General features: G+C 35.6%; 16 protein-coding genes. 6 read left to right on the top strand and 10 right to left on the bottom strand.

Annotated elements, in window-relative coordinates; genetic code table 11:
• Positions 1-94: 94 nt before the first annotated feature.
• The 3 genes from NTZ27_11190 to NTZ27_11180 are packed head-to-tail and all read left to right on the top strand — an operon-like array spanning position 95 to position 2,593.
• The gene (locus NTZ27_11190; protein MCX6175306.1) at positions 95-598 is read left to right on the top strand and encodes a hypothetical protein; all 504 of its coding nucleotides are present in this window, start codon (positions 95-97) and stop codon (positions 596-598) included.
• Between the two features lie 6 nt (positions 599-604).
• Positions 605-1,204 carry a hypothetical protein gene (locus NTZ27_11185; GenBank protein MCX6175305.1) on the top strand — a complete coding sequence of 200 codons (600 nt, stop codon included), beginning with the start codon at positions 605-607 and terminating at the stop codon, positions 1,202-1,204.
• 3 nt (positions 1,205-1,207) lie between these two features.
• The gene (locus NTZ27_11180; GenBank protein MCX6175304.1) at positions 1,208-2,593 is read left to right on the top strand and encodes a hypothetical protein; all 1,386 of its coding nucleotides are present in this window, start codon (positions 1,208-1,210) and stop codon (positions 2,591-2,593) included.
• Between the two features lies 1 nt (position 2,594).
• Here the strand turns inward: NTZ27_11180 and NTZ27_11175 are convergent, their stop codons facing one another.
• The gene (locus NTZ27_11175) at positions 2,595-2,729 is read right to left on the bottom strand and encodes a DUF1731 domain-containing protein (protein ID MCX6175303.1); all 135 of its coding nucleotides are present in this window, start codon (positions 2,727-2,729) and stop codon (positions 2,595-2,597) included.
• Between the two features lie 188 nt (positions 2,730-2,917).
• Between NTZ27_11175 and NTZ27_11170 the strand changes: the two genes are divergently transcribed.
• From NTZ27_11170 to NTZ27_11160, 3 genes are all read left to right on the top strand, one after another.
• Positions 2,918-5,335 carry a DUF5686 family protein gene (locus NTZ27_11170; GenBank protein ID MCX6175302.1) on the top strand — a complete coding sequence of 806 codons (2,418 nt, stop codon included), beginning with the start codon at positions 2,918-2,920 and terminating at the stop codon, positions 5,333-5,335.
• A 15-nt stretch (positions 5,336-5,350) separates the two neighbouring features.
• On the top strand, positions 5,351-7,186 hold the full coding sequence (locus NTZ27_11165) for an alpha-amylase family glycosyl hydrolase (protein ID MCX6175301.1): 1,836 nt from the start codon (positions 5,351-5,353) through the stop codon (positions 7,184-7,186).
• Positions 7,187-7,339: 153 nt separating this feature from the next.
• A complete protein-coding gene (locus NTZ27_11160; protein ID MCX6175300.1) occupies positions 7,340-9,790 on the top strand; it encodes a PAS domain S-box protein in 2,451 nt (816 codons plus the stop codon).
• Positions 9,791-10,057: 267 nt separating this feature from the next.
• Here NTZ27_11160 and NTZ27_11155 read toward each other — a convergent pair whose 3' ends face one another.
• The 9 genes from NTZ27_11155 to NTZ27_11115 all read right to left on the bottom strand — a co-directional run bounded on the left by NTZ27_11155 (position 10,058) and on the right by NTZ27_11115 (position 21,125).
• Complete coding sequence (locus tag NTZ27_11155; GenBank protein ID MCX6175299.1) at positions 10,058-11,758, bottom strand: hypothetical protein; 1,701 nt, start codon at positions 11,756-11,758, stop codon at positions 10,058-10,060.
• A 2-nt stretch (positions 11,759-11,760) separates the two neighbouring features.
• The gene (locus NTZ27_11150) at positions 11,761-13,065 is read right to left on the bottom strand and encodes an MFS transporter (GenBank protein MCX6175298.1); all 1,305 of its coding nucleotides are present in this window, start codon (positions 13,063-13,065) and stop codon (positions 11,761-11,763) included.
• Between the two features lie 122 nt (positions 13,066-13,187).
• Positions 13,188-13,937, bottom strand: a complete 750-nt coding sequence (locus NTZ27_11145) for a 4Fe-4S binding protein (GenBank protein ID MCX6175297.1) — start codon at positions 13,935-13,937, stop codon at positions 13,188-13,190.
• Between the two features lie 51 nt (positions 13,938-13,988).
• Complete coding sequence (locus NTZ27_11140; GenBank protein MCX6175296.1) at positions 13,989-15,467, bottom strand: hypothetical protein; 1,479 nt, start codon at positions 15,465-15,467, stop codon at positions 13,989-13,991.
• Positions 15,464-16,918 (bottom strand): proton-conducting transporter membrane subunit, encoded by a 1,455-nt coding sequence (locus NTZ27_11135; protein MCX6175295.1) that lies wholly within the window; start codon positions 16,916-16,918, stop codon positions 15,464-15,466. Before NTZ27_11135 ends, NTZ27_11140 begins: the two co-directional genes overlap by 4 nt.
• Positions 16,918-17,550, bottom strand: coding sequence for a hypothetical protein (locus tag NTZ27_11130; protein MCX6175294.1), 633 nt, complete (start codon positions 17,548-17,550; stop codon positions 16,918-16,920). The genes NTZ27_11135 and NTZ27_11130 overlap by 1 nt, the downstream gene beginning before the upstream one ends.
• 7 nt (positions 17,551-17,557) lie before the next feature.
• Positions 17,558-18,481, bottom strand: coding sequence for an NADH-quinone oxidoreductase subunit H (locus tag NTZ27_11125; protein MCX6175293.1), 924 nt, complete (start codon positions 18,479-18,481; stop codon positions 17,558-17,560).
• Positions 18,472-20,454 carry a proton-conducting transporter membrane subunit gene (locus NTZ27_11120; GenBank protein ID MCX6175292.1) on the bottom strand — a complete coding sequence of 661 codons (1,983 nt, stop codon included), beginning with the start codon at positions 20,452-20,454 and terminating at the stop codon, positions 18,472-18,474. Before NTZ27_11120 ends, NTZ27_11125 begins: the two co-directional genes overlap by 10 nt.
• Complete coding sequence (locus tag NTZ27_11115; protein MCX6175291.1) at positions 20,451-21,125, bottom strand: PTS sugar transporter subunit IIA; 675 nt, start codon at positions 21,123-21,125, stop codon at positions 20,451-20,453. Before NTZ27_11115 ends, NTZ27_11120 begins: the two co-directional genes overlap by 4 nt.
• Between the last annotated feature and the right edge of the window lie 90 nt (positions 21,126-21,215).

Raw genomic sequence — 21,215 nt, 5'->3', positions numbered from 1 at the left:
GCTCGAAAACACCTAAAATTCTTTTGCACGATATTTGAATAGATACTTTTTCGGATTTTACCTATTTTTTAACCAACAAAATTCGTAGAGATAAATGAATACCGGTCAAATGATGCTCACTATAGCCGCACTACTGCTTCTCTCTATAGTAATATTACGGATTAATAACAGTTTCCTAAGTACAAATACTGCGGTTAATCAAACCAAGTACGAGGTGATGGCTGTCTCTTTGGGAACATCAATTATTGAGCAAGCAACAGACAAAGCTTTCGATGCGGCAACTGTCGGTGCTTCAGTTACAAATTTAAATTCACTAACGGCTCCCGGTTCGCTGGGTCGCGAAACTGGTGAAGTCTATCCGGACTTTGATGACTTTGATGACTTTAATGGTTATACAAAAAATACTGCCGGCGATGCAACATTTCTATCGGCTAATTTTACAGCAACTGCTGTTGTTGATTATGTTACTCCAACTGCACCTAATACCAATGCAAATGTAAGAACATGGCATAAGAGATTAAGAGTTACTGTTACTAGTCCATCTATGCCCGATACTGTAAGACTGTCAACTATTTTTAGTTATTTTTATTTCAGGTAGAAAAAAATGGGATTTAGTACTTTACTTGACATATTAGGTTCAACGATTGTTGGCGGAATACTGTTGGTAATTCTGTGGCGATTGGATGATGCTGCAACACAAAATACTTTTAATTATGGCGGCGAAGTAATAGTGCAAAGTAATCTCGTTGAAGTTGTTCAACTTCTTGAATATGATTTTAGAAAAATTGGTTACTGTAAAGATTGGACTAAAATTCCCGATCCGTCTCAAGCAATAATTTCTGCTGATTCTACAAGCATTAGATTTTTGACTGACACAAATATGAACGGAATTGTTGATACTCTGCGGTATTACTTAGGTCCTGCAAGTGAATTAACTATGACACCCAATCCGCGTGATAGAATGTTATACCGGGTAGAAAATCATAATACGCCTGCAGGCGCAAATCTTGGTGTTACACAATTTAATCTTTCGTATTATAATGCTCTGGGAGCTCTGATGAGTTTTCCAATTTCGAATCCGGGTCAAATTGCAACCATGCAAATAGATATGAAAATAGAAAGCACCGCCGCATATAACAACGAATATCCAACTGTGTTTTGGCGGCAGATTAGAATGTCATCTCGTAATTTAAGGAATAGATAAAATATGGGCGGTAAAGCAGCAATATTGTTAGTTCTTGGTTTTAGCTTAATTTTTCTTATACTCGGACAAAATTTTATGAATCTGACTACAAGAGCAGTTGACAATTCAATGAACTACTATACTTCAGCTCAAGCTTACAATATTGCCTTAAGCGGTGCAAACATGGCCGCTAATCAAATCTTTATGGATAAAACTTGGTCTGCCGGATATTCTAATCTTACAATTGGATATGGTACTGTAACTGTGTATGTAAGCAATAATACCAGCGGAACTTCAGGGAAAACTATATTGTGCCATAAACCCGGTACTCCCGCACAAAAAACTATGGATATTTTAAATTCCGCTGTCTCCGGTCATATAGGTCATGGAGATACTTACGGAACGTGTAGCGGCGATCCTGCTTATAACTCTACGATAGCTACTATTATCTCCGAAGGAACATATAACGGTGTAACAAAAACTGTTATCGTTGATCTTAAGCCGAGCAGTTTTGCTAAATTCGGAAATTATTATTCTTCAATGAGTGCAATACCTGCTACAGGCGATGTATTTGACGGACCTTTTCATGTTGAAGCTAATCTTCAAGTTTATGGATCTCCTCAATTTAATGGAAAGGTAACCGCTTTGGGAAGTTTACAACAAGTGGGACCTTCCGGTGCACCAGTCTTTAATGGCGGTTTTCAATCAGGTGTTAGTTTACCGATGTCATTTGACACAACAGGTTTGAGATCAGGAGCTGACAAAATTTTTAAATCAGGATTCAGTAATAAAGGAATTAGTGTTCAATTATATTTTAATAGTGGCGGTACAGTAACGTACAGTACTCAAAATCAAGGTTCCTCTTCCTGGTCGTCACCTATAACTACACCAATCACAACAATAGCTCCGAATGGAAAGATTTATGTTGAGGGCGGTAATATTTATACTAAAGGAACTTTAAATGGACAAGTTACAATAACCGCTACTACACACAGTCAGAGTGGTTATGGAAATATATATCAAGTAGATGATCTTCAGTACCAGAATAACCCGGTAACCAACCCAAGCTCTACGGATATGTTAGGAATGATAGCCGAACAGAATATTAGAATTCAATCTAACTCAGGAACCACAAACTCGGATGTTATTACTCAGGCTTCAATGTATTCTATGAACGGTAATGTTGGTCCTGATGATAATCTCGCAACGGGTCAATCTACTTTACATGATTGGAAAATTTTAGGCGGAATTATTGCACACGATACAAGAGTAACTGCAAATTATGATTATAATGGCAATCCGGTAAACGGATTACGTTTTAAACATACTTACGATACAAGATTCTTAACTGCAGTTCCGCCCGGATTTCCAAATACAGGCAGTTTTGAAATTGTCGGTTGGTACGAATAAATTATTTTAATAGATCTGTTAAGACTTCTTCCGCAGTTTCAAATTTGAATTTATAACCCGCTTTAATGGTTCTTTCCGGAATTACTTGAGCCCCATTTAATAAAACATCTGTTGCTTCGCCAAATAATATTTTCATTATAAATGTCCTTTATGAAAGAACAAACCACATTAAAATAATATCTTATTTTTTACATCAACAATATATTTTTCATCCTTTTTAGGTAGCGGTATATATTTTATCTTTGTTCAGCTTGATAACAAATATTATAGAACTTACAACAAGAAGATTCGTCTAATTTTCATAACATAATTTGGATTTTCGAAATGAAGAATATTTTGATTCTTTTTACACTATTAACATCTGTTACTTTTTCTCAGCAGTTCATTCTTAAAGGAAAAGTTACAGACAGATCCACATCATCTTCTCTTAGCTACTCGAACATTCGCATTGCGGGAACAACATTAGGCACAGCCGCAAATTACGAAGGCAATTTTGAACTTAGATTAAGCCGCGGTTATTATAAAATAATTGCTTCCTTCATTGGTTACAGATCAGATACAATTTCAGTAACGCTTGGGTCAAATAAAACCATTAATTTTTCACTTGAACCGGTTCAAGTCAATCTACAGGAAATAACGGTCTTTCCAGGAGAAAATCCCGCATTAGAAATAATCCGAAGAGCAATCAATTCCAAACATGACCGAAATAATAAACTTAACACATACGAATTTCACGCTTATACAAAAGGGTTGGTTAAGACAACCAAGGATTTTTCATCGACAAACACTAGCGTAAGTTTATCTATTGGTGCACAAGATACAGGCAAACTTAAGATTAGCGGTATAATTGAAAATGAAAGCAAAGGTTACTTTAAAAAGCCGAACAATTACAAAGACGAGATCATTGCAAGAAAACAAAGCGCCAATACTCCATCGTCGGTTAATATTCTCACCGGAGGAAGAATTATTCAAAATTTTTATACTGATGATATACAGTTTTTCAATCGCCCTTTACCAAGCCCCATTTCCGATGACGCAATTGATTACTATGATTATCTTATCGAAGACACTCTTGCGATGGATAACAAAAATGTTTTTCAAATTCACGTAGAGCCGATTAAAAAAACTGATCCGGGATTTGTAGGAAAAATATTTATTACCGATGATCAATTTTCTCTGGTTAAAATAGATGTGACTTTAAATGACGCCGCTAATCCGGGTAGACTCCTTAACCGCGTAAATATATTTCAGCAATACACCCCTTATGAAGATAATATTTACATGCCTGTGGATTATAGAATCTTTGCTGACGGAAATTTCCTCGGCATTTTCAAATTCGGTTTTGAGTTGAACACTGTTTTCTATGATTATAAAATCAATTCGCAAATTGATGATGACTATTTCGGAATGGCTATCATAAAAGTTTTATCAGATGCGGACAAAAAAGATTCTACTTATTGGAAATCCACACAAACGATCTCAAATACAAACGAAGAACTTGAAGCTTATAAACGAATTGATAGTCTTGAAGCTATACCAAGAACTTTCTGGGATAATTTTTCGTTTTTATCCTCCAGCATTAATGTGAACGATAATTTATCTATTACTGGACCGCTTGGACTTTATTCTTTCAATCCGGTTGAAGGGCATACTTTAAATTACGGCGCAAATATTTCTCAAGCAGCAGATAAAAGACTTAATTCCCGAATTGACTTTTCATACGGATTCAGTGATCAAAGATTCAAAACAGATTTTTCTTCAACTTATTTTATGGGTGAATATAGAACTAACTCGATTTCCGTAAATGCGTTCACAAAATTAACAGAGCTTTTTGGTGAATCAATCCGCTATAATAAACTTACTTCTACTCTTTCAAATCTTTTTGGTAAATATGATTTCAAAGATTACTACTACACAAAAGGATTTTCTATAAAACTATGGAGTGAAGTTTTTCCCGTGTTAAGATTGTCTTTGGGATTACTTAATCGGACAGATAACAATGCTTACAACAATTCTGATTTTTCAATTTTTAATAAAGAAAAAAAATACAATACTAATAAAACAATTTACGAAACAAGAATAAACGCTTTTACTGCAGGATTTCAACTCGACTTCCGAAAATATATTGAAGACGGATATTTTAGAAGAAGAACATCACAAGGAAGGTTTACGGCTATTCTTTCCGGCGAAATGCTTTTAAGTAATACCGGTACCCTTAACAGCAGTCTTGATTTCCAATCATACAAACTAACACTAAGCGGTTTTGTACCAACATTCAAATCAGCAAATATGAACTTTGTGCTGAATGGAATTTACTCTGACGGGCCGGTTCCATTTCAAATGATGTATGCGTTACCGGGAAACATTGAAAGCGCAAGTCAATCTTATACCATGAGAACTTTAAGAATTGGCGAAGTTTTCGGCGATAGAGTTTTAGCTCTTACGATTGAACATAATTTTAACGATGAAATTTTTAGAATGCTTAATCTTTCATTTCTAATTGACTTGCAAATCAATTTAAGTATGCATTTCAATGCTGTGCTGGTTGAGGTTTCTCCAAAAAGTAAATCAATATTTCCAACCGGAGCTGGTTCATTTTTCAACGAGTTTAAATCTCCATTCTATGAGATCGGTTTTGGAATAGGGCAAGCGTTATTCCCCTTCCGGTTAGAATTTACCTGGAAACTAAATTATCTTGGAGCAAATAATTTTGTCTTTGGAATAAATACGCCTTTACTTTAACTGCTTAGGATAAAAATGAAAAAATATTTTCTAATTATCGCCGCGTTAATAATTTCCACTAACGCCACCGCTCAAGAAATTATTATTAATAAAATTGAACCGCCCAACTGGTGGGCGGAAATGAAGACAAACAAAATTCAATTAATGGTTTACGGCGAAAACCTTAACAACATTTCGGCTGAGTTTAATAATAGAAACATCAAAGTTGTTCGTGTGAATAAAATTGCAAATCCCGATTACGCTTTCATAGATATAGAAATTAAAAACGATATCATACCACAAGATTATGAATTAACTCTATCACGCGGGAATGAAAAAACATCCGTTAAATTTCCAATTCTTAAAAGAGAAAAAGATAAAAAACGTTTTCAAGGATTTTCTTCTGATGATATAATTTATTTGATCATGCCAGATCGATTCGTGAATGGAGATCCCTCAAATGATTCCATTCCGGGATATTCAGATTATATGAGTAAAATTCCGGGACAGAATCGAGCCGGTGGAGATATTCAGGGAATGATTGATAAACTTGATTATCTAAAAGACCTTGGTATAACAACAATTTGGTCTACTCCGCTTGTAGAGAATAACACCTTTCGTTCATACCACGGTTATTCCGCAACTGATTTTTATAAAATTGATCCTCGGCTTGGAACTAACGATCTTTATAAAAAATTTGTAGATGGAGCTCACCAGCATGATATTAAAATAATTCTTGATCATGTTTCAAATCATTTTAGCGATGATCATGTCTGGATGAAAAATCCGCCAACACAAAATTGGACAAATGGAACTAAAGAAAATCATCTCAATGCAAATCACAATAAAATGATTTTTACGGATATTCATGCTGACAGCACAACAATAAAACAAGTTGAGCGCGGATGGTTTGTTGATTCAATGCCCGATTTAAATCAAGAGAATCCGTTTGTTGCTAATTATATAATTCAAAATACAATTTGGTGGATCGAATACTCCGGTCTCGATGGCATTCGTGAAGATACATATCCATATAACAATCAAAAATTTATGGCTCGATGGGGTAAAACATTGCTTGATGAATTTCCGACTATCAATATAGTTGGTGAAGTTATGACAGGTGAAACAGATTTTCTTGCCGGTTACCAGAAAGATACTTTTTTACCAAGAGGCTTTAATTCATATTTACCGGCATTAACAGATTTTGCTTTACGTGATGTACTAATCAGTTACTTACAAGATCGGAACAATCTTTATAATATTTTCAACGTTTTAGCAAAAGATTTTTTATATAAATATCCGGACAACTTGGTTACATTTGCCGACAACCATGATCTTACACGTGTAATGTTCTATGCAAAAGGAAATATTGCCAAGGCGCAAATTGTTTATACAATTCTTTTAACAACAAGGGGTATTCCACAAATATTTTACGGATCGGAGATTGGTATTGTCGGCGGGGAAGGTGACGGGAAATTACGCGCTCCATTCCCCGGCGGATTTCCAAACGATAAACGCGATGCATTTACTTCAGCCGGCAGAACAAAAATCGAAAATGAAATCTTTAATTTTTTGCGTGACTTAATTCATCTTCGTAAAAAATATCCTGCGCTTGCTGAAGGAAAACTTACACACTTCCCACCGGTAAATGATGTATACGTTTACTTCCGAACTCTCGCCAATGAAAAAATTATGATAGTTGTAAATAATAACAATTCAGTGTCTAATGTTAATTTGAAGATGATGAAAAATATGATCTCGGAAAAATCGAAACTTATTAATTTAAGAAGCGGTGAAGAAATAAACCTCGCCCCGGATTTATTGTTAAAGATTGCCGGAACACGTGCAGAGATTTTTAAGATTGTAGAATAATAATGAGACAATTAACTTAATACTACCACTACAAAGCCGTTTGCCGCTATAAGTACACAATCTCTTAATAAATAAAGGTTTCTCTAATTTGCTGAGAATTCTTTATATTTCTATTGTAATGAATCCTCAAAACGAATATTGTTAAGGATTATTATGTTAAACAAAAGAAATGAAGTGCAAAAAGAAAAAAGTAAACTCAAGAAAAAAAATAGATCCATCCAAAAATCAACTTTGAAACCTTCAGACAAAAAAAATATAGATGAGAACAATGTTTTATTTGAAGCGATTTTTAAAAATGCTGAATTTGGAATTGTATTAGGAAATTTCCAAGGCAAATTGTTACGTGTTAATTCAACACTCGTTAAAATGCTCGGGTATTCTGAAAAGGAACTCCTAAATTTAACAATCAAAGATATAACTCATCCTCACGATTATAAAACCGATCAAAAATTATTCAATGAAATCATTGCTGGGAAACGAAAGAGCTATAAGATTGAAAAAAGATACATCACAAAAGATGGGAAAGTCAAACACGGAAAATTAACTGTATCTCAAGTTGATAATAACAAAAGCGATGTAAAACATTTTATTGCACTAGTTGAAGATCTTTCAGAACATAAACAAGCAATAGAGAATCTTTTATCCCAACAAAATTTGTTGGTAACACTCTTAGATAATATTCCGGACAGCATATACTTCAAGGATTTGAACAGCAGGTTTATTAAAATAAACAAAGCATGTGCAATGAAACAAGGAGTATCAAAACCGGAATTACTGATTGGAAAAACAGACGCTGATTCATTCGGTTCTGAACATACTTTTAATGCTTTTGCAGATGAACAACAAATTATTAAAACCGGTAGACCAATTATTGCTAAGGAAGAAAGAGAAGACTGGCCCGATGGAAGAACAACTTGGGCATCTACAACTAAAATGCCGCTTAACGATTCGAATGGGAAAATTATTGGAACGTTTGGAATATCGCGGGATATAACTCAAATAAAAGAGGGTCAAGATTCAGTAAAAGAAAGCGAACTGTTATACCGCTCACTCTTTGAAAGTTCAGATGAAGGAATGTTTTTCACTTCCGAAAATATTATACTTGATTGTAATCAAGCTGTATTGGATATTTTTAAATGTGATCGAAGTTTTATTGTCGGTCATCCGCCATCCGATTTTTCCCCGGAAGTTCAACCCGACGGACGTAATTCTTATGAATCTGCCATTGATAAAATTAGCAAGGCTTTCAATGGAGATCCTCAGCGTTTCTATTGGCAGCACAAAAGGCCAAACGGAACTCTGATTGACTGTGAGATTTCACTAAAAGCAATTATTATCGGCGGTAAAGAGCTTATTCAAGCAACGATGCGAGATCTTACAGAGAAAATGCGCGCAGATAAAATTAGGAATGCTCTCTTCGAAATTTCTGAAGCCGCTTACACAGCTTCCGATATGTATACTCTTTATAAAAGAATCCACGAAGAGATTGGCAAATTGATGTCTGTGAAAAATATTTATATAGCTCTTTACGATGAAAAAGCTGATATGATTTCCTTTCCATATTTTGTTGATGAATTTGATCCGCCTCAACCTCCGAAAAAACCCGGTAAAGGTTTAACCGAATATATTTTACGGAAAGGCGAAGCTTGTCTCATTACTCCACAGAGAGATTTAGAACTTAGAAAAACCGGCGAGACTGAATTGATCGGTGCGCCTTCTGCAATTTGGTTAGGTGTACCTCTAAAGCTTAGCGGAAAAACCATAGGTGTTTTGGTTGTTCAAGATTATGAAAATGAAAAAGCATACGGTGAAGACGAAATGCAATTGTTAATATTCGTTGCAGAACAGATTGCTCAGGTAATTGAAAGAAAAAGAAATTCTGATGCAGTTAAAAAATATACAGAGGAATTGAAACAACTAAATTCTACAAAAGATAAATTTTTCTCAATCATAGCACATGATCTTAAGAACCCGTTTATTACAATTCTTGGCTTCTCAGATTTACTTCATACGGATTATGCCGACCTTAGTGATGAAGAACGTCTTTTCTATATAGACGAAATGAAAAAATCCGCAGAAATTTCACATAGTCTTCTTCAGAACTTATTGCAATGGTCACGCTCACAGACCGGACGCATAGAGTTCAGTCCGCTAAAATTAAATCTTTACAACATCGTTCATGGTAATACGGAATTACTTAAAGCTTCTGCTGAAAGAAAGCAGATCGGGATCAATAGTAATATTCCCGAAGACATTTCTGTTTTGGCAGATGAAGATATGCTCAACACCATTATCCGGAATTTGCTAACGAATGCTCTTAAGTTTACCGAAAAGGGCGGCAAAGTTGAAATTATTGCAGTCAAACAAAATGGTTTTATTGAAATTATTGTTTCAGATACCGGCGTTGGAATGAGTGAATCCGTTAGAAAAAATTTGTTTAAGCTTGATGCCACTCATTCTACTTCGGGAACAGAAAATGAAGCCGGAACCGGTTTAGGTTTAATTCTCTGCAAAGAATTTATCGAAAAGAACGGTGGTACTATTAATGTTGAAAGCGAATTAGGCAAAGGCAGCAAATTTATATTTTCATTACCGGCAGATTAAATACTTCTATATAAAATATTCTACTTTCAAACCGTTTTTGAATTTGAAAGTTGTTTATCATAAAAGCATTTCTTGTTTTAAATACACCTAGTATTTTCAGCCGCTGAGAAAGGAAAGTAAATATGAAAGGAACAACTTTTACTATTACATTCTCAAATTAGTTTTAATAACAAATTACATTTCATCATCGCTACAAGTCTTGCGAAATTAGAATTTTAATTAAAGAATTCTTACGCAAAGGTCAGGCAAACAAAAATTCCTACAAAACTACAACTCAAAGGTCAACTTCAAATAACCATAATTGGAATTAGTTGATATCTCCCGTGAAATATTTTTATTCATGGTCTCACGGTAGAAAAAATCAAAAATAAAATTGCGGAACGGTTCATATCTAACATTAAAAGTAAAAATATTTTGATTTATCCTTTCGCCGTCCAAAAATTCAATGTGTATAGGATCAACAATATCCCGATGAGCAACAAAGGCATCTCCTCCCGCATTAAAAACCAAATTCCCTTGCGAATCGTAAATGTTTTGTCCGTGACGAATGTATTGGTAATCAAAATTAAACCTGATCTTCTCATTAAAATTATATGCAATACGCATAAAAATTTCATCCGAGTTCGGACCGATATGGTGACCGAGTAATTGACCGAATGCAGTATAAGTGTCTTTGGGATTATCATGGGAATAAACATACGGTCGAATTCTAGTATACTCAAAAACAAGAGAGAGATCGTCTATAGAAAAAGGTGAATACCAAAACGCACCAATCTGATATCCGGTTTTATTTATATAATTAGAAAGGTCTTGCAAATTGCCTAACGGATCGTCGTCTAAGAAAAATGTAAACTGAAATTCCAAATTCTTGAAACAATTTGTCTGCAAGTCCAGCCAGAGAACTCCGTTATCTCTGTCCTGCAGAGACATCTCTTCAAATTTGTAGAACGCAAGAGGATTTAAGTAAGCTAAGTCTAATCCTCTTCCGGAATAGATCACACCTTCGCCCAGCCCAAAATCTAAAAGATTTTTGAAGTGAAGTTTGAATCGGTTCAACGCAATTAACTTTGTAAAATCTTTAGAACGGTCTGCGCTAAACTCACCGACAGTTGAAGCATGAAGAGAAGTAAAACTAAAAATTCCGTAATTAAAATTAATTCTAAAAAAATCGAGCAAGGGATGATCTCCTGATAAAACAAATTTACTTTCGTAACCATAACCTAATTTGATTTTCTCTCGTCCGATCTGGAACGCAAGCGACATATCTTTTACGGGTTCGGAATAATAACGCAAGTAACCTTCCGTAAAATCATAGTTGCTGATATTTTCAATATTCTCAATATATTTGAAATTATATTTAAGACGCGGATCAAGTATTGGCGCAAAATCTTGCGACCCGCTTACCCCGCCCTTTTGAACAGTTAAACTGTAACCGAGTTTATCGAACAAAGTTCCTCTGAAACGGAAACCGATATCGTACAACTCTGCATTTGTAATTTTCGGTTTGAAACTTTGTCCGTATATTGCTCTACCGAGAACATTCAAATAAAAATTTACGTCGTCATTACGGAACGCATAAACGTATCTCATTTTATCGGAGATAAAATCAGTTCCGCTTTTTGAAAATCCGGCTTGTTCTCCAAAAAGCTGATATGTGTTTGTGCTGTCAGCTAAGTCATCATAAAATTCATTTTGAAATTTCTTGAGTATTTTTTTCTCGGTAACGCTTAAACCATTTGATAAGGAATCAATGCATTCTAGATTTTTTCTTATTTCTGCACGCGACATGTTCGGGCTGTCATCGTGAATATTTACAGGCAAGTTTTTAACCTTCATCTCTTTAAGAAATATATAGACTTGATGATCAATCGGAACATTTTCCTGCTGGGGGAAAGAATAAGTAGTAAGTAGTAAGAAGTAAGTAGTAAGAAGAGAAGCGATAAATATTTTAATGTTATTTCTTTTCATGATTAAGCATCAACCGTTTTAGGTGCAAGAAATTTATTAAACAAAAGTAATCCAATAATTGTAGCAACACCAATCGAAGCAAAAACTAACCATAGTATAGTTGGATTATGCAAATTATCTACAAAATGAACATACAACTTTGCGCCGAGTATTCCGCCGATTCCGCTTCCTATCACTCCATATAAAAATGAATAGCCGAGATAAAGTGCTTTCTTATCTTCCGGTGCAATCAATCCAACATAACTTATAAACTTTGGATGAGCCGTCATTTCACCGATGGAAAAAATAAAAATACCCGCAATGAAAACGAACGGATGAGTTGATATTGCAAGTATTGCAATGCCAATAGTTCCTAAAACGATTCCGGTGATCATTGTAGGCAGCGCTTTTGTGTTCTTCACAATTTTTGAAATGAGAAGTTGAAGAAGGATTATCGTGCCCGCATTAATAACGGTTACATGTTCAACATCAAATTTCCAATTTGGATTTGAAACGAATAAACCCAGAATAGAATTAACAAAATTGTTGATCGGAGTTTTATCTACATAATCTTTGAAATACCAGAGGACAGAATCGAACTGCTGGAAATATAAAATCCAGAAGCCGGAATAGATTACGATCATCAAAATGAATCTGAAATCTTTCAGAACAAGCGCCGCTTCAGTTAATACTTGAGAGAGCGGTTTTGAATTTGCCGGTTTGCTTGGTTCTTTATAAACAAGAAGATTAAAAAGAAGAAGCCAGCCCGTTCCTACTGCAGCCATAACAAAAACATACGAGTAAGAAATTTGTTTTAACATCGGCACAAGTATTAACGGAAAGATGAATGCGCCGAGATTAATAGACCAATAATAAATTCCGAATGCTAAAGTGGAATTAGATTTATCAGTAACACGTGCAATCGTTCCGGAGATGATCGGTTTAAATGTTCCGGCTCCTACAACCATAAAGATCAAACTTGCAAAGACGAGAGAATAAGAAGTCATAAATCCGGTGAGCAGATAACCTAGACTCATAACAGCGAAAGCAAAAACTAATGTTGCACGGTAACCGAAACGGTCTGCAATTGCCCCGGCAACGATTGGAAGTAAATAGAGCAGCGGCTGGAACGTGCTTGTAATTACTCCGACACTTTCTTTAGAAAAACCCAAACCGCCTTCAGCAACACTTAGAACAAGATAAACCGAAAGAATAGATCTTACACCGTAATAAGAACCGCGTTCGAAAAATTCCATTGTAATTACTGTCCAGAAGTTTTTGGGGAAGGAGCGGAACATTGATTTTTTTGCTTCTGCAGTTTCAGCCATTTGCAACCCGGGTTTAATTGTAGTTTGACTAATTATTGAATCCGTAGCTCTAAGTTAAAACTATATTTTGAAATTTGCTGAAGGGAAAATTAAAACAAGTTTGATTGCTTGGATACAAATTTTCAAATTTTATCCAACCAATCCAGCAAACCATTTATAAAAGTAAGGGGGTGCGGCGGACAGCCGGGAATGAAAAGGTCTATTTTATTTTCTTCGAGAAATTTTCTTTGTAATTCCAATGAGTTTTGAAATATGCCACCCGAAATTGCACACGCGCCAAAAAGAATTATTATTTTTGGATTTGGGACTGCCTCACAACAAATCTTTGTAGCCTTTGCCATATTTTGCGTAAGTGGCCCGGTAATTACTACCCCGTCGGCATGACGCGGCGAGGCAACAAATTCAATTCCATATCTGCCCATATCAAAGTTAACGTTACTAAGTGCATTCAGCTCAAGCTCACAACCGTTACATCCGCCGGCAGATATTTGCCGCAGCTTTAATGATTTACCAAAATATTTTCTGATTTTCTCAGATGCCTTTTCCGGAGAAATAATTTTTGTTTCTTTTGTTACAACTAATTTTTCCTTTCTGTCAACCGCTAAATGATAGTTGTTTGTAAAGTGAATTATTTTTTCGGGACAAGTTTCTTCACATAACGGACAAAAGACACACAAACCCAAATCAATACTTACCGGGTTTAATTTGATTGCATTTGTTGGACAGACTTCTACGCATTTATTACAGCCATCGGGACAAGCTTTGTCTTCTATGGTTGGTAATCCGCGAAATAGTTCTGGCAGAGATACATTTCTTACATCGTGAACTATTGGATCGCCCTGAAGTATTCTTATTTTTATTGCGTCATTCATAATTATTCATAAAGGTAGAACTGATTACTAATCTGTTCTACAAAATTGTTTTTATAAATCATGACCAGCATATGACAAATCAAAACTTTTATTGCAAAGTGGAAAATCTGAAATAGCAGTTTCCCGCAAAGCCAAACTTAGTCCATACCAATTATTGAATGAAGGATCTTTGATTTTGTAATTCAACAAATTCCCTTTCCCATCTGTAAATACGATGTGAACAATTTCACCGCGCCAACCTTCGATAATTGAAATTACTCCGGAATTTGCTGTAATATTTCCGGTTTCAGATTTTATTTCTCCTTGAGGAAGATTTTCAATCTGGTCAAAAATAAATCGTAATGCTTCATCAATTTCCAATGCACGCAAACGAGCGCGAGCAAATACATCTCCGGTTGATAATGTTATCATAGAAATTGGGTTGTAACGATACGCGCTGTATGGAAACTGAATGCGAACATCTTCTTCAAGTCCGGAAGAACGTGCGGATAGACCGACCAAGCCGACGCTTTGAGCGAACTCTTTTCCAATTATCCCGGTTTCTTCAAATCGTGATAAAGCGCCAACTGATGAGAATAAATATTTGTTAATCTGCTGAACATCCTTCTGAATAATCTTAAGATTTTTTATTACTGTTTTTATTATTTCATCATTTAGATCAAAACGAACACCGCCATACACAAACAATCCGCGTCCAAATCTTGACCCGCATATCGAAGCCAGACTATTAATAGCAAGCGTGCGCAGTCTTCCATATGAAGAAGCCGGTAAAGCAAATCCAATATCATTAGAAACACCGCCAAGCCCCGATAAATGCATTGCTATTCTTTCTATTTCAGCGGCAATAGTTCTAACAACTTCTGCGCGTAAGCCCAATTGCGTTTGTGATAAACTTTCGATTGCATTGCAGTGAGCAAAAGTATGGCCGATAGTTGTATCGCCGGTAATTGATTCAGATAAAATTATTCGTTGATTCGGATTTGCTTGTAGAAAAAGTTTTTCGACTCCTCTGTGTTGGTAACCTAAATTAATTTCAAGATTATAAACAAGTTCGCCGTGGCATTGAAATCTGAAATGCCCCGGTTCAATTACTCCTGCATGAATTGGTCCAACTGCAACTTCGTGAACTTCTTCGCCTTCCAATTTGAAAAAATTATAAGGCTTCTTTCCCAGAATTACATTCTGTCTTCTTACCGGTCTAAGCCAAGGATGATTGACCGGTACATAGTCATAATTTTCCGAAAGCTCACATTCGAAATAATGTGTTTGTGGAAATTCATTCGCCCAGCTTTCAAATTCAAGTTTACCCTTACTAAAATCACCGCCGACAATATTAATCATTGATGAATTTGAATCGGCGAGAACTGCAATAATTTTATGTGGATCACTTTTATCAACCGGAGTAAGTGCAATCATTCTGTTCCCGTTATTCATCAATTCAGAAACAGAATTTCGAAATTCATCTTTCTCTAAAAAGTGAATTGCATCTCTATCGAATAACTGATTATTCTGAACTTCGAGCAATTTCATAAATTCATACCAAAATCTTTTGTGATGTTAATTATATTTGTATATAAAATATCCGGTGAAACAACTGCTATTGCAGCTAATAAAATCAATAAGATAATCGCAATAAAATGAGTGAGTTCAAATTTTTCTGTTTCGGTTTGCTGTTTTTCATCCTCTCCTTTTTGGTAGAGCATCGTAAAAATAATTTTGCCCATATTCACAAAGATGAATAGCAGGAAGAACATCACGAGTGCGAGCAAATACGGCTTGTTGGAAAAAAGAATTCCTTCGAAGATTTTTATTTCACTGAAAAATATTCCAAACGGAGGGATTCCGGAAATTGCTAAAAATGCGAGCAGAAAGAGCCATCCCGTCTTGGGCATTAAATTTAATACCGATCTAACTTTTTCAACTTCACGCGATTTATAATTGCGGTGAATATTTCCCGCCGTAAGAAAAAGAACAACTTTTGCGATCGAATTATAAAATGCGTGATACATCGCTCCGATAAATGCTAATCCGCCAACTCCCAAACCCAGCGAGATAAGCCCGAGATGCTCAACGCTTGAGTATGCAAGCATCCGCTTGTAATTGTTTACTTTGAACATAAATACGAACGCAACAAAGAGCGATAGTAACGCACCAATGATGAGAAGGATTTTCGCAAACTCGTAAGAAGATGTCGGACGAATGATTTGAAAAATTCTCATCACACCAAGAAGCGCAGTTAAACGCAGAGAGCCGGACATCAAGGCAGCAATTGGACTTGGCGCGTTGCTCGTAGCGTCAATATCACCGGAGTGCATTGGTGCAATTCCAATTTTCGTGCTCAATCCAACAAAGATGAAAATGAAACTCGCCTTCAACCAAATTGGATTTAGTTGAGTTGCGTTACGAATAAATTCCCAAAAGAATAATTGTTTCCCTTCGAGCCCTGTTCCTTTGGCGGAAAGTGTTAATAATAATATCCCGATGAATGCAAATGCAATTCCTACTGAAACCAAAAACAGATACTTCCACATTGCTTCAAGTGCTTCTTCGTTTCGGTAGAAATATATTAGCGGAGCTACACTTAATGTTGTTGCTTCTGCGGCAACCCAATACATTCCAAAATGGTTGCTGAGCATAGCAGCGGAGTTTGCGGTTAAATAAAAATTTATTAGTAAGAAATAGTATTTTTTCCCTTCCTCTGCTTTGGGTTTTACCGGTCTTTTCAAATATGAAAATGAAACAAGCACAACCCAGAAATAAACATTCGAAAGGATCAGAAGAAAAAACTTACTGAGCGAATCAACACTAAAAAATGTCGGCAGTTGTGTGTGATAAAATCCAAGAAAAACTAATAGCGATAAACCAAGATGCAATAGAGCGACAATTAAAGAAACGCCATACTGTATTCGCAAATCTTTTATGAAGTAACAAAATCCGGCGGTTAGTAGAGGAAGTAATATAAAAATGGAAAATTCGAACATCAGTCTTTCAACCTCCCGAGATGCGTTACCTCAAATCCTTCAAAAGTGTTGCTGATTCTATTCAAAGCAATACCCATTAAAAATACAACTACGAATACATCAAGCAATGTTCCTAACTCGATCATCATCGGCAGTTCGGAAGCTACCGCGGTGCCAAATAAAAATATTCCGTTTTCTAAAATTAAAAATCCGCAAACATGAACTATAAGTTTTTTTCTAAATATAATTATGTAGATGCCAATAACTATTGCCGAGAAGCCGGACGCAAATGGAATAACGTCTAATTCAGTGTTTTTCGAAAGAATGTTTGAGGCAAGAAAGATGACGATCATTGATGCAATAACTATAGGCAAAAATACCATTTGTTGTATTGTTGGTTCTATTCGTCTTTTAATATCGAGATCCAGAATGACTTTGTTAATATAACGTGGTATGAGAAAAACTTTTACAAGCAGAAGCGTTGCCGGAAGAATTATTCCAAAGATTGAAAAATGATAAATGAACGGAATCATTAGTAAGACTGACAATATTATTCCTTGTGCTCGCAAAACAGTAACATATGCTTTTACGCGTGACGTAACGACGACATAAAACAGCGATAGACAAAAAAGTATGCTTAAAACATTTTCCATAACTAACTCATTTCGTAAAAGTATAAATCAGTAAATTCAATATTCCAATTGCGGTTGCAAACAACAAATACTGCGGGATATTTTTCATCCTATATCTCGCGGTTATCGTTTCGGCTATTCCCAAAGCAAAAGTAAGGCCGATACTTCCAGTAATAAAAATTATTATGCCAACTAGATAGCTTTGCTTGCTGAACGGATAGAAAAATGATATTTCAAGAATAGCATAGATGAATAATTTTATATAACTCGAATATTGATAAAGGAATAAATCAAAGCCGGAATTATCAAGTATCATAACTTCGTGAATCATTGTGAGTTCGAGATGTGTGTTCGGATCGTCAACCGGCATCCTTGAGCACTCGGTAACCGCAAGCATAAAAACAGAAATTGAACATATTATAATAAAAACTTCATAGGAAATATTAGTAAGCTGTATTGAATGATAAATATTATAGAGAGAAGTTAATCCGCTAACAAATGAGATACTTCCGATTGTAAAAAAGAAAATCGGCTCGGCGAATAATGCGAATGTTGCTTCTCGTGCCGCGCCCATTCCTTCAAATGAGCTTCCGATATCCATCGCCGCCAAGATCTGCAAGAATCTTGCAAGTCCTAAAATGTAAGCGAATAAAATTATGTCCCCGTTAAAACTTATGAGCGGTCTCCAAAATCCAACGGGAAGCATTGCTGCAGCTATAATCAAAGTAACTAGATTTAATATTGGAGAAACGCGACTGATAAAAGAAGAATTAGCTGCGTTGATAGTTTCTTTCTTAAAAAGTCTCTGTAAATCATAGTATGGCTGCCAAATCGGAGCGCCAATCCTTCCTGTTAAAATCGCTTTTTGTTTGTTTACCATTCCGGCAAACAAAGGCGCAATTCCCAAAATTACAATTATCGAAATAATTCCTTGTAGGATTTCTATACCCATAAAAACGCTATCAAACTATAAATTGATATAATGATTAAAATAAATGCGATGTAATAACGAATATCTGTCTGGCTTAAGAATTCTATTTTTGTAACCAGCGATCTCAAAAAGTTGAACGAGGGCAAGACAAGTTTGCTATCAACAAAATCTTTTGAATGACTTTCAAACTTAGACAGTAACGGAAATGCGGTTTCAGAAACTTCAACTTTTTTGTGATATACTAAAACAGATTTGGGAATTGTGTTCAGTTCGTCTGCAAATGATGAAGCAGTATATTGCATTCGAGGATTTAGGTTTTCATATCCACAGCCCCAAGCTGCTGAAGTTCTTCTTCCGTATCTCTTTTCGAGTTTTATTTTTATCAGATACAAAACGAAAACACCAAGTGCAATAGAGGAGAAAATCACAGTGAAGTAGAGCCAATCAATATTGGCCAATGCTGAAGAAGAATTTCCCTTAATAAAATCGTTAGTGATAACTTTATTAACTACTCCAACAAAAGGTTGGGGATAAAATCCAATCACAATACAGAGCAAAGCAAAAATTCCGAGTGAGATATAATCGTAAATTGAAGTGTGGAAATGTTTTACTACCTTTCGTTCGCTTCCCAAAAACATAATTGAGTTCACTTTTGTAAAACAAGCAACTGCCAATCCACCGACAAACGCTAATCCGACTACAAACATCAACATAATAATTGGGTAATAATTTTTTAACTCGTTCGCCGTTTTGAAAAAGCCGATGTAAATAATGAACTCTGATATGAATCCGTTGAATGGAGGAATGCCGCTGATTGCAACCGAGCCAATCAGAAAAAATAAAGCTATATATTTTGCGCGGTGAACGAGTCCGCCCATCAATTCAATATTTCTTGTTCCAAGATTTTGATAGACAACTCCGCTGCCTATAAACAAAAGACTTTTAAATATTGCGTGATTCAAGGTGTGCAGAAGCGCTCCGCCAAATCCCAAAACTTCAACTGCCGGTAGATTATTTGCCGAGCCGATGAATCCAATTCCAATCCCGATTCCAATGATTCCAATATTTTCAACCGAGTGATACGCAAGCAATCGTTTAATATCGTGTTGGGCAAGCGCATACCAAACACCAAATATTGCGCTAATCATACTAACACCCAGCACTAACCAGCCACACCATTCCGGAACCGGCTTGATGAAAAGGAATGTTCTTAGTATTCCGTAAATACCCATCTTGATTATTACACCGGAAAGAAATGCGCTCAACACGGTGGGAGCAATTGGATGTGCTTGCGGAAGCCAAAAATGAAACGGCATAAATCCCGCTTTAATTCCAAAACCGATAAAAGATAAAATGAAAATTATTGGAACAACAACGCCGATCGAAAACGAAAGATGATAATCACTGAAGAACCAGCTTCCGGTTTGATGATGAAGTAAAAAGAAAAAGATGTAAAGAATAAAAATTAAAACGTGCGAAGCGGCGAAATAATAGAAACTCCCCCGTTGAACTTCTTTTTTTTCTTTTTCTAAAAGCATTGCAAGGTAGGAGGACATGCTCATCACTTCCCAGCTTACCAAAAATACAATCGCTTGGTTTGCGATTACTATAAACTGAGTTGAGATTAGTAGTATGACATAAAGTGTTACAAAACTTTTTATTGATTTTTTTTGCTCAATGTAATGTTGAAGATATGAAAAATTGTAAATGGTAGTTGGAATTGCCACCAGCTGAACAATAAATAAAAAGTAAATACTCAATCCATCGAGACGAATCCAATTAGAAAATATGTTTTTTGATGAAATTTCGACAGAAGAAAAAAGTGCCGAAGATAAAGTTGATATTAGTCCAAGAGTCAAACCGATAAGCAGAACGATGTTTGTTGAAAATAATGCTTTGCGCTCATTCTTAATGAAAAGAAAAACAATTGCGAGTAATTGGATTACAAATGCCGCAATGAATAAAACACTTCCGGAATCAATTAAATCCTTCATTGAGCTTTGTTTCTTGTCTCCTCAATTTTTTTGATAATGTCTAATATCTCTTTATACTCAAGCCGGTTCTCCAATGCGAAACGAAACGTTTCTTTCGAAAGTAGAAAACCCAAATGTGCAATTAGACTCAAGTGTTGCTTAATTGTTTGCGAGATAAGAAGAATTAAAGTATGAACCGGTTTGCCGTCTATAGATTTTAAGTCAAGTGGTTTATTAGCGAAGAAAAAATTTATCAGTGGTTTATTTTTCCCGACCATAAGCGGAACGCGCGGATGAGGCAGACTAATTCCGTTTCCGATTGCAGTGCTCATCATTGATTCCCGGCTTTTCAAAAGTTGAATAATAATTTCACGGTCAACATTTTTTTCAAAATCAATTTGCGAAACCATTTGTTCGATGTAAGAAGATTCACTTAGCTCACATTTATAATGGAATGATTCCTTATCGAGCAGAGTGCTAACTGTTTCAATGCGATATTCGCTTAATTTTTTATGTCCCGAAACGTTTATAGGAAGATTCCGCCCCAACGCCCATTCGATAATTTGTTGTTTATTAAACACAACTTTATCTTGAAGAAATTGGAAAGGAACCTCTTTCTTCTTTATTAATTGCTGAACTTCCTTATCAGACATCATCAGCAAATGGGAAATATCTTTTGTGTTAAGATCCAATTTGTTTTTCTAAAAATTGTTATCAATTATCTTTTCTGGATTCCCGCTTACGCGGGAATAGCACTTAAAATTAATCATTCTTCATTATGG

This window comes from Ignavibacteriales bacterium, from assembly GCA_026390775.1.
Taxonomy (GTDB): domain Bacteria; phylum Bacteroidota; class Ignavibacteria; order Ignavibacteriales; family Melioribacteraceae; genus Fen-1258.
Note: the sequence above shows the minus strand (reverse complement) of the source record. Positions and strands in the feature narration are given on the sequence as shown.

What these genes read in the sequence shown, in the direction of transcription:
- NTZ27_11190 (MCX6175306.1), top strand. Translation starts at nt 95, where the DNA reads ATGAATACCGGTCAAATGATGCTCACTATAGCCGCACTACTGCTTCTC.
- NTZ27_11185 (MCX6175305.1), top strand. Translation starts at nt 605, where the DNA reads ATGGGATTTAGTACTTTACTTGACATATTAGGTTCAACGATTGTTGGC.
- NTZ27_11180 (MCX6175304.1), top strand. Translation starts at nt 1,208, where the DNA reads ATGGGCGGTAAAGCAGCAATATTGTTAGTTCTTGGTTTTAGCTTAATT.
- NTZ27_11175 (MCX6175303.1), bottom strand. Translation starts at nt 2,729, where the DNA reads ATGAAAATATTATTTGGCGAAGCAACAGATGTTTTATTAAATGGGGCT.
- NTZ27_11170 (MCX6175302.1), top strand. Translation starts at nt 2,918, where the DNA reads ATGAAGAATATTTTGATTCTTTTTACACTATTAACATCTGTTACTTTT.
- NTZ27_11165 (MCX6175301.1), top strand. Translation starts at nt 5,351, where the DNA reads ATGAAAAAATATTTTCTAATTATCGCCGCGTTAATAATTTCCACTAAC.
- NTZ27_11160 (MCX6175300.1), top strand. Translation starts at nt 7,340, where the DNA reads ATGTTAAACAAAAGAAATGAAGTGCAAAAAGAAAAAAGTAAACTCAAG.
- NTZ27_11155 (MCX6175299.1), bottom strand. Translation starts at nt 11,758, where the DNA reads ATGAAAAGAAATAACATTAAAATATTTATCGCTTCTCTTCTTACTACT.
- NTZ27_11150 (MCX6175298.1), bottom strand. Translation starts at nt 13,065, where the DNA reads ATGGCTGAAACTGCAGAAGCAAAAAAATCAATGTTCCGCTCCTTCCCC.
- NTZ27_11145 (MCX6175297.1), bottom strand. Translation starts at nt 13,937, where the DNA reads ATGAATGACGCAATAAAAATAAGAATACTTCAGGGCGATCCAATAGTT.
- NTZ27_11140 (MCX6175296.1), bottom strand. Translation starts at nt 15,467, where the DNA reads ATGAAATTGCTCGAAGTTCAGAATAATCAGTTATTCGATAGAGATGCA.
- NTZ27_11135 (MCX6175295.1), bottom strand. Translation starts at nt 16,918, where the DNA reads ATGTTCGAATTTTCCATTTTTATATTACTTCCTCTACTAACCGCCGGA.
- NTZ27_11130 (MCX6175294.1), bottom strand. Translation starts at nt 17,550, where the DNA reads ATGGAAAATGTTTTAAGCATACTTTTTTGTCTATCGCTGTTTTATGTC.
- NTZ27_11125 (MCX6175293.1), bottom strand. Translation starts at nt 18,481, where the DNA reads ATGGGTATAGAAATCCTACAAGGAATTATTTCGATAATTGTAATTTTG.
- NTZ27_11120 (MCX6175292.1), bottom strand. Translation starts at nt 20,454, where the DNA reads ATGAAGGATTTAATTGATTCCGGAAGTGTTTTATTCATTGCGGCATTT.